At 60.9% G+C, this 13,311-nt stretch carries 11 protein-coding genes; 8 read left to right on the forward strand and 3 right to left on the reverse strand.

Annotated elements, in window-relative coordinates:
- Positions 1 to 25: 25 nt before the first annotated feature.
- The 6 genes from PMI25_RS10490 (at position 26) to PMI25_RS10515 (ending at position 6,970) form a co-directional block, all read left to right on the forward strand.
- Positions 26 to 1,390 carry an aspartate aminotransferase family protein gene (locus tag PMI25_RS10490; RefSeq protein WP_007967995.1) on the forward strand — a complete coding sequence of 455 codons (1,365 nt, stop codon included), beginning with the start codon at positions 26 to 28 and terminating at the stop codon, positions 1,388 to 1,390.
- A gap of 171 nt (positions 1,391 to 1,561) precedes the next feature.
- Positions 1,562 to 2,671: a polyamine ABC transporter substrate-binding protein gene (locus PMI25_RS10495; RefSeq protein ID WP_007967997.1), complete on the forward strand. Its 1,110-nt coding sequence runs from the start codon at positions 1,562 to 1,564 to the stop codon at positions 2,669 to 2,671.
- A gap of 187 nt (positions 2,672 to 2,858) precedes the next feature.
- Positions 2,859 to 3,956 (forward strand): polyamine ABC transporter substrate-binding protein, encoded by a 1,098-nt coding sequence (locus tag PMI25_RS10500; RefSeq protein WP_007967999.1) that lies wholly within the window; start codon positions 2,859 to 2,861, stop codon positions 3,954 to 3,956.
- Positions 3,957 to 4,023: 67 nt separating this feature from the next.
- Positions 4,024 to 5,166 (forward strand): ABC transporter ATP-binding protein, encoded by a 1,143-nt coding sequence (locus PMI25_RS10505; RefSeq protein ID WP_003229245.1) that lies wholly within the window; start codon positions 4,024 to 4,026, stop codon positions 5,164 to 5,166.
- Between the two features lie 35 nt (positions 5,167 to 5,201).
- On the forward strand, positions 5,202 to 6,083 hold the full coding sequence (locus PMI25_RS10510; protein WP_171061891.1) for an ABC transporter permease subunit: 882 nt from the start codon (positions 5,202 to 5,204) through the stop codon (positions 6,081 to 6,083).
- Entirely contained in the window at positions 6,080 to 6,970 is an 891-nt protein-coding gene (locus PMI25_RS10515) for an ABC transporter permease subunit (RefSeq protein ID WP_007968003.1), read from the forward strand. The genes PMI25_RS10510 and PMI25_RS10515 overlap by 4 nt, the downstream gene beginning before the upstream one ends.
- 91 nt (positions 6,971 to 7,061) lie before the next feature.
- Here PMI25_RS10515 and PMI25_RS10520 read toward each other — a convergent pair whose 3' ends face one another.
- Complete coding sequence (locus tag PMI25_RS10520) at positions 7,062 to 7,703, reverse strand: HD domain-containing protein (RefSeq protein ID WP_007968005.1); 642 nt, start codon at positions 7,701 to 7,703, stop codon at positions 7,062 to 7,064.
- 305 nt (positions 7,704 to 8,008) lie between these two features.
- On the opposite strand from PMI25_RS10520, the gene PMI25_RS10525 reads away from it, so the two are divergent.
- Positions 8,009 to 8,974: a GlxA family transcriptional regulator gene (locus PMI25_RS10525; RefSeq protein ID WP_007968007.1), complete on the forward strand. Its 966-nt coding sequence runs from the start codon at positions 8,009 to 8,011 to the stop codon at positions 8,972 to 8,974.
- A 115-nt stretch (positions 8,975 to 9,089) separates the two neighbouring features.
- On the opposite strand, the gene PMI25_RS10530 is transcribed toward PMI25_RS10525, so the two are convergent.
- Together PMI25_RS10530 and PMI25_RS10535 are read right to left on the reverse strand one after the other, a co-directional pair.
- A complete protein-coding gene (locus PMI25_RS10530) occupies positions 9,090 to 11,501 on the reverse strand; it encodes a penicillin acylase family protein (RefSeq protein WP_007968009.1) in 2,412 nt (803 codons plus the stop codon).
- A 102-nt stretch (positions 11,502 to 11,603) separates the two neighbouring features.
- The gene (locus PMI25_RS10535; RefSeq protein ID WP_007968011.1) at positions 11,604 to 12,182 is read right to left on the reverse strand and encodes a DUF6436 domain-containing protein; all 579 of its coding nucleotides are present in this window, start codon (positions 12,180 to 12,182) and stop codon (positions 11,604 to 11,606) included.
- 99 nt (positions 12,183 to 12,281) lie between these two features.
- Here PMI25_RS10535 and PMI25_RS10540 point away from each other — a divergent pair, with 99 nt between their 5' ends.
- Positions 12,282 to 13,229 (forward strand): alpha/beta hydrolase, encoded by a 948-nt coding sequence (locus PMI25_RS10540; RefSeq protein ID WP_007968013.1) that lies wholly within the window; start codon positions 12,282 to 12,284, stop codon positions 13,227 to 13,229.
- The last annotated feature ends 82 nt before the right edge of the window (positions 13,230 to 13,311 follow it).

The raw sequence follows: 13,311 nt of genomic DNA on the forward strand, positions 1-13,311 counted from the left end.
TTCACCGATAACAAGGAGAATTGGCATGACCAGCAATAACCCGCAAACCCGTGAGTGGCAAGCCCTGAGCAGCGATCACCACCTGGCCCCGTTCAGCGACTTCAAGCAGCTGAAAGAGAAGGGTCCACGGATCATCACCAACGCCAAGGGCGTGTACCTGTGGGACAGCGAGGGCAACAAGATCCTCGATGGCATGGCGGGTCTGTGGTGCGTGGCGATCGGTTATGGCCGCGATGAGCTGGCTGACGCCGCCGCGAAGCAGATGCGCGAACTGCCTTACTACAACCTGTTCTTCCAGACCGCGCACCCACCGGCGCTGGAACTGGCCAAGGCCATTGCCGACGTGGCGCCGGAAGGCATGAACCACGTGTTCTTCACCGGTTCCGGCTCCGAAGGCAACGACACCATGCTGCGCATGGTTCGCCACTACTGGGCGATCAAGGGCCAGCCGAACAAGAAAGTCATCATCAGCCGCAAGAACGGTTATCACGGTTCCACCGTGGCCGGCGCTAGCCTGGGTGGCATGACCTATATGCACGAGCAGGGCGACTTGCCGATTCCGGGCATCGTCCACATCGCGCAGCCTTACTGGTTCGCCGAGGGCGGCGACATGTCGCCGGAAGAGTTCGGCATCTGGGCGGCCAATCAGCTGGAAGAGAAAATTCTCGAAGTCGGCGTGGATAACGTCGGCGCCTTTATTGCCGAGCCGATTCAGGGCGCCGGCGGCGTGATCATTCCGCCGGACACCTACTGGCCGCGCATCAAGGAAATTCTCGCCAAGTACGACATCCTGTTCGTCGCTGACGAGGTGATCTGCGGTTTCGGCCGAACCGGCGAGTGGTTCGGTTCAGATTTCTACGACCTGAAGCCGGACATGATGACCATCGCCAAAGGCCTGACCTCAGGCTACATCCCGATGGGTGGCCTGATCGTCCGTGACGAAGTGGTGAAGGTGCTCAACGAGGGCGGCGATTTCAACCACGGCTTCACCTACTCCGGGCACCCGGTGGCGGCGGCGGTGGGTCTGGAAAACATCCGGATTCTGCGCGACGAGAAAATTATCGAGAACGCGCACAACGAAACGGCACCGTATTTGCAGAAACGTCTGCGCGAACTCAACGACCACCCGTTGGTGGGCGAAGTGCGCGGCGTTGGTCTGCTGGGGGCGATCGAGCTGGTGCAGGACAAGGCCACTCGCAAGCGTTACGAAGGTCGGGGCGTGGGCATGATCTGCCGGCAGTTCTGCTTCGATAACGGCCTGATCATGCGCGCCGTGGGCGACACCATGATCATTGCGCCGCCGCTGGTGATCAGCAAGGCGGAGATCGATGAGCTGGTGACCAAGGCACGTAAATGCCTGGATCTGACCCTCAGTGCGTTGCAGGCCTAAGTGCTAGGCTTCGAGCGGGGGAGCTGCGGCGCTCTCGCTCGAAGGTGTCAGAAAGGTTGGCCTTTTCTTGAAAGACCGCCTCCGATCTTGCCAGACTAGCCGCAGTTCCAGTTGTCCGGGTTCGGCCGCTGAACAAAGTGGTTCAAAAAAGAAAAATTTGGAGCATGACGCATGAAGGCATTAGGTAAAAAGCTTGCTGGCAAGACTCTTCTCGCTTTGTCCGTTGCGGGCATGATGGCGGGTGCGGTTCAGGCGGATGACAAGGTACTGCACGTCTACAACTGGTCCGACTACATCGCGCCGGACACCATCGCCAACTTCGAGAAAGAATCCGGGATCAAGGTCGTCTACGACGTATTCGACAGCAACGAAACCCTGGAAGCCAAGCTGCTGGCGGGCAAGTCCGGTTATGACGTGGTCGTGCCGTCGAACAACTTCCTGGCCAAGCAGATCAAGGCTGGTGTTTATCAGGAACTGGACCAGTCCAAGCTGCCTAACTGGAAGAACCTGAACCAGGACCTGCTCAAGGCCGTGTCGGTCAGCGACCCGGGCAACAAGCACGCCTTCCCGTACATGTGGGGTTCGATCGGCATCGGTTACAACCCGGAGAAGGTCAAGGCTGCGCTGGGCGTCGACACCATCGACTCGTGGGACGTGCTGCTCAAGCCGGAAAACATCGCCAAGCTCAAGAGCTGCGGCGTGAGCTTCCTCGACTCGCCGACCGAAATGCTTCCGGTCGCGCTGCACTACCTGGGCCTGCCTACCGACACCCAGAAGAAAGAAGACATCAAGAAAGCCGAGGACCTGTTCCTCAAGATTCGTCCTTCGATCACCTACTTCCACTCCTCCAAGTACATCTCGGACCTGGCCAACGGCAACATCTGCGTAGCGGTCGGCTACTCGGGTGACGTGCAGCAGGCCAAGTCCCGTGCCGCCGAGGCCGGTGACAAGGTCAAAGTCAGCTACGCCATTCCGAAGGAAGGCGCTGGCAGCTTCTTCGACATGGTCGCCATCCCTAAAGATGCCGAAAACGTCGAAGGCGCCTACAAGTTCATGACCTTCCTGCAGAAGCCTGAAGTCATGGCCGGCATCACCAACGCTGTACGTTTCCCGAACGGTAACGCCGCTGCAACGCCGCTGGTGAACAAAGACATCACCAGCGACCCGGGCATCTACCCGCCAGCCGACGTGCAGGCCAAGCTGTATGCGATCGCCGATCTGCCGGCCGCTACCCAGCGTGAAATGACCCGCAGCTGGACCAAGATCAAATCCGGTAAATAAGCCGGTTTGAAGCAACAACCACTGGCCGTCGTCGCCGCGACGGCGGCCAGCGGATCAATTAAATGACAGGAAGTTTTGCAGGAACGGTTTTTCGAGGGTAAGTTGCGCGCCGGTTTGGTTGCCGGGCAGCCATGGCTGTCATGTAACGCGGGGCAACTTGGGCCCAACTAATTTAGAGGACCTCCACTTGCCTATTTTTTCTTCTTTGCGCAAAGCCCTGCTGGCCACTGCCGGCCTGACGATCGCTGTCGGAGCCCAGGCCGCCGGTACGGTGCATATTTATAACTGGTCGGATTACATCGGCGAGACCACCCTGGCCGACTTCGAGAAAGCCACCGGGATCAAACCGGTGTACGACGTGTTCGACTCCAACGAAACCCTGGAAGGCAAGCTGCTGGCCGGGCGTACCGGTTACGACGTGGTCGTGCCGTCGAACCATTTCCTCGGCAAGCAGATCAAGGCGGGCGCGTTCCAGAAGCTCGACAGGTCGCAGTTGCCGAACTACTCGAATCTCGATCCGGTGCTGCTCAAGCGTCTGGAGCAGAACGACCCGGGCAACCAGTACGCCGTGCCATACCTGTGGGGCACCAACGGCATCGGCTACAACGTCGAGAAAGTCAAAGCGGTGCTCGGCATCGACAAGATCGACTCCTGGAGCGTGCTGTTCGAACCGGAGAACATCAAGAAGCTGCACAGTTGCGGCGTGGCGTTCCTCGACTCGGCGGATGAAATGATGCCGACCGTGCTCAACTACATGGGCCTGAACGCCAACAGCACCAATCCGAAGGACTACGCCAAGGCCACCGACAAATTGCTGGCCGTGCGCCCGTACGTGACCTACTTCCACTCTTCGAAATACATCGGTGATCTGGCCAACGGCGATATTTGCGTGGCCATCGGTTTCTCCGGCGATATCTTCCAGGCCAAACACCGTGCCGAAGAAGCCAAGAAGGGCGTGACCATCGCCTACTCGATTCCGAAAGAGGGCGGCGCGCTGTGGTTCGACATGCTGGCGATTCCGAAGGACTCGTCCAACGTCAAAGAGGCCCACGCCTTCATCAACTATTTGCTGAAACCTGAGGTGATCGCCCAGGTCAGTGATTACGTCGGTTACGCCAACCCCAACCCCGGGTCGGACAAGCTGATGGAACAGTCCATCCGCACCGATGAAGCGGTTTATCCACCGCAGGCAGTCCTCGACAAGACCTACGTGTCGGTCGAGTTGCCACCCAACATTCAGCGTTTGATGACCCGTAGCTGGACCAAGGTCAAGTCGGGCAAGTAAGGCACAAACTATCCTGGGTTCGTCCGCGTAGGGCGAACTGCACTGTTTTTTTCTGGGAGTTTCGTAAATGGCAGTTGCCTCCGGCGCCTATAAGAAAGCCCTCGAGGGCGACCAGACACCTAAGCAGGTGCTGGTCAAAATCGACCGGGTCACGAAGAAGTTCGACGAGACGATTGCCGTGGACGATGTGTCCCTGGAAATCAAGAAAGGCGAGATCTTCGCCCTGCTCGGCGGTTCGGGATCGGGCAAATCCACGCTGCTGCGGATGCTGGCAGGGTTCGAACGGCCCACGGAGGGGCGCATTTTCCTCGACGGCGTCGACATCACCGACATGCCGCCGTACGAGCGACCGATCAACATGATGTTCCAGTCGTACGCGTTGTTCCCGCACATGACCGTGGCGCAGAACATCGCCTTCGGCCTCAAGCAGGACAAGATCCCCAACGCCGAGATCGATGCGCGCGTGGCCGAGATGCTCAAACTGGTGCAAATGAGCCAGTACGCCAAGCGCAAGCCGCATCAACTGTCCGGCGGTCAGCGGCAGCGTGTGGCCCTGGCACGCTCGTTGGCCAAGCGGCCGAAGCTGCTGCTGCTCGACGAGCCGATGGGCGCACTGGACAAGAAACTGCGTTCGCAGATGCAGCTGGAGCTGGTGGAAATCATCGAGCGCGTGGGCGTGACCTGCGTGATGGTGACCCACGACCAGGAAGAGGCCATGACCATGGCCGAGCGCATCGCGATCATGCACCTGGGCTGGATCGCCCAGATCGGCAGCCCGATCGACATCTACGAAACCCCGACCAGCCGTCTGGTCTGCGAATTCATCGGCAACGTGAACATCTTCGAAGGCGAAGTGATCGACGACGCCGAAGGCCACGCGACTATCACCTGCAAGGACCTCGACCGGCAGATCTACGTCGGCCACGGCATCAGCACCTCGGTGCAGGACAAATCCGTGACCTACGCGATTCGTCCGGAGAAGCTGCTGGTCACCGCCGAAATGCCGACCTGCGAATACAACTGGTCGAGCGGCAAGGTGCATGACATCGCCTACCTCGGCGGGCACTCGGTGTTCTACGTCGAATTGCCGAGCGGCAAGCTGGTGCAGTCGTTCGTTGCCAACGCCGAACGTCGCGGCCAGCGTCCGACCTGGGGCGATCAGGTTTACGTGTGGTGGGAAGACGACAGCGGCGTGGTACTTCGCTCATGAACATGCGCAAGTTCAAACGACGGATCAACCGAATAATTCCCAATGGCCGGCAACTGGTCATCGGGGTTCCGTTCATCTGGCTGTTCCTGTTCTTCATGTTGCCGTTCTTCATCGTCCTGAAGATCAGCTTCGCTGAAGCCGACGTGGCCATCCCGCCGTACACCGAGATCTACACCTTCGCCGAGCAGAAGCTGCAACTGCTGCTGAACCTGGGCAACTACGCGATGCTCGGCGACGACGAGTTGTACATCGCCGCCTACCTCGGCTCGCTGAAGATGGCGTTTTTCAGCACGCTGCTGTGTCTGCTGATCGGCTACCCGATGGCCTACGCCATCGCCAGTGCCCGCAAAGAGCTGCAGACGGTGCTGGTGCTGCTGATCATGATGCCGACCTGGACCGCGATCCTGATCCGCGTTTACGCGTGGATGGGCATCCTCAGCAACAACGGCCTGCTCAACGGTTTCCTGATGAGCATGGGCTTTATCGACGAGCCGCTGCAGATCCTCAACACCAACCTGGCGGTGTACATCGGCGTGGTTTATTCGTACCTGCCGTTCATGATCCTGCCGCTGTACGCCAACCTGGTGAAGCACGACCAGAGCCTGCTGGAAGCGGCTTCCGACCTCGGTTCGAGCACCTTCAACAGCTTCTGGAAAATCACTATTCCGCTGTCCAAGAACGGGATCATCGCCGGCTGCATGCTGGTGTTCATCCCGGTGGTCGGCGAGTTCGTGATCCCGGAACTGCTCGGCGGCCCGGAAACCCTGATGATCGGTAAAGTGCTCTGGCAAGAGTTCTTCAACAACCGTGACTGGCCGGTGGCGTCCGCCCTGGCGGTGGTGATGCTGGCGATCCTGATTGTGCCGATCATCCTGTTCAACCGCAGTCAGGCCAAGGAAATGGAGGGCAAAGAATGAAACGCATCCGTTTCTCCAGCCTGATGCTGGTTCTGGGTCTGTTGTTCATCTACCTGCCGATGCTGATCCTGGTGATCTACTCGTTCAACGCCTCGAAACTGGTGACGGTGTGGGGCGGCTGGTCGATCAAGTGGTACGTCGGCCTGCTCGACAATACCCAGTTGATGGGTTCGGTGGTGCGTTCGCTGGAGATCGCCTGCTACACCGCGGTGGCGGCGGTGGCGCTGGGTACGCTGGCAGCCTTCGTGCTGACCCGCATCACCCACTTCAAGGGCCGCACGCTGTTCGGTGGCCTGGTCACCGCACCGTTGGTGATGCCGGAAGTGATCACCGGTCTGTCGCTGTTGCTGCTGTTCGTGGCCATGGCGCAGATGATCGGCTGGCCGCAGGAGCGCGGCATCGTCACCATCTGGATCGCCCACACGACGTTCTGTGCGGCGTATGTGGCGGTGGTGGTGTCGGCGCGTCTGCGTGAGCTGGACCTGTCGATCGAAGAGGCGGCGATGGATCTGGGCGCGCGGCCGTGGAAGGTGTTCTTCCTGATCACCATCCCGATGATCGCGCCGTCGCTGGCAGCGGGCGGCATGATGTCGTTCGCTCTGTCGCTGGACGATCTGGTACTGGCGAGCTTCGTTTCCGGCCCGGGTTCGACCACGCTGCCGATGGAAGTGTTCTCGGCGGTGCGTCTGGGCGTGAAGCCTGAGATCAACGCGGTGGCCAGTCTGATTCTGCTGGCGGTGTCGATCGTGACATTCCTGGTGTGGTTCTTCAGCCGCCGTGCCGAAGAAGCGCGCAAGAAAGCCATCCAGCAAGCCATCGAAGAAGGCGCCGCCGATTCGTGGAAGCAACCGGACGTGCGCCGCGCGCCTGCGCCGGAAGCGGCCTGACAGGCAAAAAGATCGCAGCCTGCGGCAGCTCCTACAGGGATCGCATTCCACTGTAGGAGCTGCCGCAGGCTGCGATCTTTTGCTTTCGGGCTCAGGAAATCCAGGGTGACTGGCGGATGACTTCAACAAAGTTCATCGGCTTGAACCCCGGCTCCTGATCCACCAGCACATCGGTCTTCACGTTGCCGAACGTGGTCTGCGGGCGATGGCGCAAGCCGTCGGCAAACGCGCAGATGATGCATTCCTTGAAACCTTCTCCGCGTGGATGCGCATGCACCACCGCCTCGCGCTGGGTGCTGCTGAACGCCGCGTAATCCATGCCCAGCACGTCCATCTCAACCCCGGCGGTGACCAGCGCCACGGTCGGCCGCAAATGCTTCGGCACCCCCGGCGTGGTGTGCAGGGCAATCGACAGCCACACCTGCTCGATATCGTCATCGCTCAGACCGTACGGCTTGAGAAACGCCGCTGCCGCGTTGGCGCCATCCACTTCGAAACGCTCGTCGGCGCTGCGATAGCCTTCGACCAGCCCGAGGTCATGGAACATCGCGCCGACGTACAGCAGCTCCGGGTTGTAGGCCAGTTGCCGGCGCTCACCGCTCAAGGCACCGAACAGAAATACCCGGCGCGAGTGGTGGTAGAGCAGGTCGGATTCGATGTCGCGAATGTACTCGGTGGTGGCCCGGGCGAGGGCGCTGTCGGGGATCTTGATGCCGGCAATGGTCGTGCTCATAAGGTGTTTCCTCGTCGAAAACGCCGTCGTGGCGCTGATGGACAAAGTCTGTTCCCCGAGGCACTAAACGGACAATCAACGCATGGCTGCGATCCTTGCCAATCGACCTGCAAATCGTGCCAACTCACGGCTTGAGCACTTACCGCGCTCCTCTGTGGTGAGGGGATTTATCCCCGATGGACTGCGCAGCAGTCCCAAAACCTGCTGTTTCGGTGTATCAGGTGAATCGCGCAGTGAGGATTTACGACTGCTGCGCAGCCGATCGGGGATGAATCCCCTCGCCACAAAAATTCCCCAGGAGGCTTATGAACAAAAACGTCGCCATCGTGGTATTTCCCGGCGTGCAGGCGCTGGATGTCAGCGGGCCGATGGATGTGTTTGCCGAGGCCAATCGTTTTCTGCCGCCTGAGGATCACTATCGGCTGGAGGTCATCGGCCTCGAACGTGGGGCGATGGCTTGCTCCAATGGCCTGAACCTCAGCGCTCACCGGCATTTCAGCGAAGCGCCGGATGCTTATGACTTGTTGCTCGTCGCCGGCGGCCCGCAGTTGCCGTTCATGGATTTCGGCAAGCCATTCGACACTTGGCTGCGCGAGGCCTGCGCGCGTGCACGGCGTTTCGGCTCGATCTGCAACGGCGCGTTCATGCTGGCGCGGGCGGGGTTGCTGGAAGGGCGCACCGTGACCACCCACTGGAACGATGCCGAAGCCTTGGCACAGTTGTGTCCATCGACCCAAGTCGAGGCCGATCGCCTGTACGTCGAAGACGGTGCGCTCTACACCTCGGCCGGGGTCACCGCCGGGATCGATCTGTCGCTGTACCTGCTGGCCCGCGATCACGGCGCTGAAGTGGCGCTGAGTGTGGCCAAGCGGCTGGTGGTATTCACCCAGCGTTCTGGCGGGCAATCGCAGTTCAGCCCGTTCCTCACGCCGCATGCGGAGCCGACGTCGGCGGTGGCGATGGTGCAGTTGTATGTGCTGGCCAACCTCACCGGCGATCTGACGATTGCCGATCTGGCGAACGCGGCGAACATGAGTGCGCGCAACTTCTCCCGGGTGTTCGCCCGTGAGGCTCGGGTCACCCCGGCAGAGTTCGTCGAAAGTGCGCGAGTGGATGCGGCGCGAGTACTGCTGGAAAGCACCACGGCACCGCTGAAGACCGTGGCCTATCAGTGCGGGTTTCGCGATGCGCAGCACATGCGCAGTGTGTTCAACCGTCGATTGGGCGTGACGCCGCAGCAGTTTCGGCTGAATTTTGCGTTGATGCTCTGAGTTCTTGCGGTGTGGCTGGTGGCCCCTTCGCGAGCAAGCTCGCTCCCACATTTGAAATGCATTCCCATGTGGGAGCGAGCTTGCTCGCGAAGGGGCCGGTGCTGTCAGCACAAGACTACTGCGTAGACCTTGCCGGCAACAGCTTCAACGTACTGCGAGTATTGGCCGTCACCTCTTCCTCGCTGAAGTGCGCCTGCACGTACATCCCCTCGACGTACTCCTCGGCCTGATCGTCGTAATGGCTGTCGAACGGCACGCCGCTCTGGCCAACCGGGTTGATGGTCAGGCTGTGCGCCGGGTCGGCGAAGTCCACCAGGCGCCGCGTCGAAGGCCCGTAAGTCACCGGCCACGGCGCCGGGCCGAGCTTGGCCGAAAGGTTGTTCGGCACTTCATGACTGCCCGGCGCGGCGAACGGTCCGACATTGACGATGCGGTCCAGCGGCTTCTGTTGTCCCAACGGATGACCATGGGTCAGGGTGTGCGCCGTGCCCCATTGCCAGTCGGACGGATTGTCGCCGAAGCTCTGTTTCAGGTGCGTCATGCTCGCCTGCCACGCCGCTTTGACGATGTCGGCACGAGTTTCCTTGTTCGGCGTGTTGCGGTTGTCCCACCAGGGCGAATCCGCGTTCGCCGCCAGGCGCGGCAGGGCTGCATCAATCACCCGGGTCGACAGCAAAGTCTCGAAGAAATCGTTGCCCAGCTCATCACGCATCGCCGCATCGGCGAGGTCGTAGAGGAACTGGTTGAACACTGTGGCGCTGACCGAATCCAGCGGATAGTCGCCTTGCCACTGCGCCAGTTGCTCGACCAGTTTCAGCTGCGCCGGATCCCTCACCACTTCCCGCAGCACTGGCAGCAATGGCGCCAGGGTACGCGGGCCGTAGGCGGTGGTGGTGCCCAGTTGCAGCTTCTGGTTGGCCTCGTTGCTCCATTTCACGCTCTTGTCGCTCAGCTGGCGATTGAGCTGCTGACCGCGATCGGCGAGGTTGTAGTAGCCGGGAATCTCCATCCCGGTCGGCGACAGCGGCTGAAAGTTGGCCGAGACGATGTAGCCGCGCGCCGGATTTTCTTCCTGCGGGTTGGCGCTGAACGGGTAGTAGCCGTCCTTGTCCGCCTGATTGCTGCTGCCGTCGAGAATGAACTCCGGCTTTACCCCGGCCGGGCGTTTCGGCAACAGCGCCGAGGCCCACCAGGCGATATCACCCTTGGCGTTGGCGTAGACGATGTTCAGCCCCGGCGCCTGCACCTTGGCTGCCGCCGCACGGGCCTTGGCCAGGGTGTCGGCGCGGTTGAGCTGGTAGAAACCTTCGAGAATCGGGTTCGGTGTTTCGAGGAACGCCCACCACATGGCGATCGGTGTTTTACCGGCAGCAGTGCCGAGGGCGTCGTTGACGATCGGGCCGTGGGGCGACTGACGCAAGGTCAGCTTCACCGGCGCCTGGCCCTTCACCGCGATCTGCTGCTCGGTGCTGACCAGATCGGTCCACTGGCCGTGGTACCAGACCTGATTCGGATTGTCCGGGTTGACCTTCTCGGCGATCAGATCCAAATCGTCGTTCTGGAACATGGTCAGGCTCCAGCCGAAATCCACGTTGTGCCCCAGGAACGCGAACGGCACCAGCGCCTGATGATGGCCGTACAACTCAAACCCCGGCGCCGACAGTTGCGCCTCGTACCACACCGACGGCACCGAGAAACGAATGTGCGGATCACCGGCCAGCAGCGGTTTGCCGCTCTGGCTGCGGCTGCCGGCGATCACCCAGGCGTTGCTGCCTTCGAATTGCGGCAGGCCGTTTTCAATCAGCGCCTGCTCGCTGAGGCGGGCGAGGGCGTTGAGGTCTTTCCAGTCGCTGGCGGCGAGGGCCGGCGTCTTGTTGGCGTGACCTTTGGCAAGCACGCCCTTGGGCTGCCAGTCGAGGTCGAAGACGTTGAGGTAATCGGCGCCGAGTTGATCGCGCACGTAAGTCAGCAGTGGCTCGGTGCGAAACGCGGCGGCAAAGCTGTAGGCCATATAACCGGCGACGCTGATGCTGTCTTCGGCGGTGAACGGCCGTTTGGGGATGCCCAGCACGTCAAACTCGATCGGCGCGGCGTGGCTGTCCTGATATTGGTTGATGCCGTCCAGATAGGCTTGCAGGGCCTTCCACGCCGGGGATTGCTTATCGAGACTGGCGACATAGCTGGCAGCGCGTTCGCGGATGCGCAGGCTGCGAAACAATTTGTCGGTGTCGAGCTGCTTCGGCCCGAGCACTTCGGCCAGCTCGCCGCGCGCGAGGCGGCGCATGGCTTCCATCTGGAACAACCGGTCTTGAGCGTGCACGTAGCCGAGGGCGCGATACAGATCGGATTCGTTCTCGGCACGAATATGCGGCACCCCGCGTTCGTCGTAACGCACGGTCACCGAACCCTGCAGATTGCGCAGCTCCACCTGGCCCTGACGCGTCGGTTGCTTGCTGTAGACGTAACCGCCGATGGCGATGAGCAGGACAACGATGAGCAAGGCAAGAACGGTGAACACGCGTTTCATGGTGACTCCTTGTGCATGCGGGATTGCCGCCCGTCGGGCTGCAAACAATTAGCACAGACCTTCCGTGCCGTGCATCGCTGTCCTCGAAAAGTCCGGAATGCCTTACTGCACCACCACCGGCCACGGGCAATAACAACCGACCGCCAGGGTATGCGTAGCGTTGACCGGGCGATCATCCATCAGCGCGTTGAGGATCGGTTCGATAAAGCTGTTGCTGGAGTTGCAGGTCAGCCCTTCGCTGTACGGGCCGAAGTACGCCAGTTTGCCGCTGCGGTCCCAGATCGCCACGGCGGGGCTGGCCGGTACCTGCTCGGAACCGGGCAACACCACAATGGTTTTCAGATTGCTCAGGGTGGCGGGCAACTGGCCGTGGGAGCCGGCGCGCTGCACGGCGAAGAATTCCACACCGCGCGCGCCGAACTGCTCGACCATTTCCGTCAGGTGCTGTTGATTGCCGACGTTGCACGGGCAGGCCGGATCCCAAAAATGCACAAGACGGATTTTGCCGGGACCGGCCAGCTCAACCGGCAGACGCAACGGATCCCCGGAAAACACCGCCGTGTGCTGACTGAACGCGCGCAGATAACGCCCCTGAAACCAGTCGTACGCCGCCCACAGCACCCCGGCACACACAAGCGCGAGCAGGCTGGCAAACAGTGCGGTGCGGTAGGGCGAGCGCATGGTTTTTGGGTCCTCGAAGGTGGGCTAGCTTGCCATGCTTGTCGCAACAGATGAATATCGCAGGCCGATAAAGTCTGTTTACCGCTTTGGAATACCCGCATGCCTGACACTTTCGATGCCGATCATTTACGCGCCAGCCTCAAGCCTTTGGCCCAGTGGCAGCCGTTGTCGGACGAGGCCAAGGCGTATCAGCGGTTTTATAAAACCGACTTCCCCGAGCGCGATGTCTGGCGCGGCATGGGCCGTTTCGAAGTCGATGGTTACGAACTGGTCAGCCATTGCTGGTGGCCGGAGAAGGTCAAGGGCACGCTGTTTCTGCTGCACGGTTTTTACGATCACACCGGGCTGTATCGGCATGTGATCGAGTGGGCGCTGGATCAGGATTTTGCCGTCATCGCCTGCGACTTGCCGGGCCATGGTTTGTCGAGCGGAGCGCGGGCGAGCATCCGCGACTTCTCCGAATATCAGGACACCTTGCAGGCATTGTTCGCTGAAGCCAGTTCGATTGCCCTGCCGCAGCCCTGGCACCTGTGCGGACAAAGCACTGGCGGCGCGATCGTCGTCGACCATGTGCTCAACCATGGCGAGAACAGTCCGGCGCAGGGGCAATTGATCCTGCTGGCGCCGCTGGTGCGTCCGCGCGCCTGGGGCTGGTCGCAGCTCAGTTATTATTTACTGAGGCCTTTCGTGCGGGGCGTCACCCGGCGCTTCAGCGAGAACTCCAACGACCCGGATTTCCTGCCGTTCCTGCAGACCGATCCGTTACAGCCCAAGCGCTTGCCGACCGCGTGGGTCGGTGCGCTGTCGCGCTGGATCATCCGCGTCGAACACGCGAAAAAAAGTCCGCGACGGCCGCTGATCATTCAGGGGCAGGCGGACATGACCGTGGACTGGCAGCACAACTTGCAGGTGCTGAAGTGGAAGTTCGACCGGCCGCAGATACTGCTGCTGCCGGAGGCGCGGCATCATCTGGCGAACGAGACGCTGGAGATGCGTGAGGAGTATTTCGAGTTTCTGAACAAGCGGATCAGGGGGCGGAATCTATAGCGTCTGTTAAGGCCTCTTCGCGAGCAAGCTCGCTCCCACAGGAGACCTGATCAACATGTGGGAGCGAGCTTGCTCGCGAAGG

It is taken from the genome of Pseudomonas sp. GM30 (genome assembly GCF_000282275.2).
Classification (GTDB): Bacteria; Pseudomonadota; Gammaproteobacteria; order Pseudomonadales; family Pseudomonadaceae; genus Aquipseudomonas.

Coding starts and splice junctions, on each gene's coding strand:
- PMI25_RS10535 (WP_007968011.1), bottom strand. CDS start 12,182: ATGCGCTCGCCCTACCGCACCGCACTGTTTGCCAGCCTGCTCGCGCTT.
- PMI25_RS10515 (WP_007968003.1), top strand. CDS start 6,080: ATGAAACGCATCCGTTTCTCCAGCCTGATGCTGGTTCTGGGTCTGTTG.
- PMI25_RS10495 (WP_007967997.1), top strand. CDS start 1,562: ATGAAGGCATTAGGTAAAAAGCTTGCTGGCAAGACTCTTCTCGCTTTG.
- PMI25_RS10525 (WP_007968007.1), top strand. CDS start 8,009: ATGAACAAAAACGTCGCCATCGTGGTATTTCCCGGCGTGCAGGCGCTG.
- PMI25_RS10520 (WP_007968005.1), bottom strand. CDS start 7,703: ATGAGCACGACCATTGCCGGCATCAAGATCCCCGACAGCGCCCTCGCC.
- PMI25_RS10530 (WP_007968009.1), bottom strand. CDS start 11,501: ATGAAACGCGTGTTCACCGTTCTTGCCTTGCTCATCGTTGTCCTGCTC.
- PMI25_RS10540 (WP_007968013.1), top strand. CDS start 12,282: ATGCCTGACACTTTCGATGCCGATCATTTACGCGCCAGCCTCAAGCCT.
- PMI25_RS10490 (WP_007967995.1), top strand. CDS start 26: ATGACCAGCAATAACCCGCAAACCCGTGAGTGGCAAGCCCTGAGCAGC.
- PMI25_RS10505 (WP_003229245.1), top strand. CDS start 4,024: ATGGCAGTTGCCTCCGGCGCCTATAAGAAAGCCCTCGAGGGCGACCAG.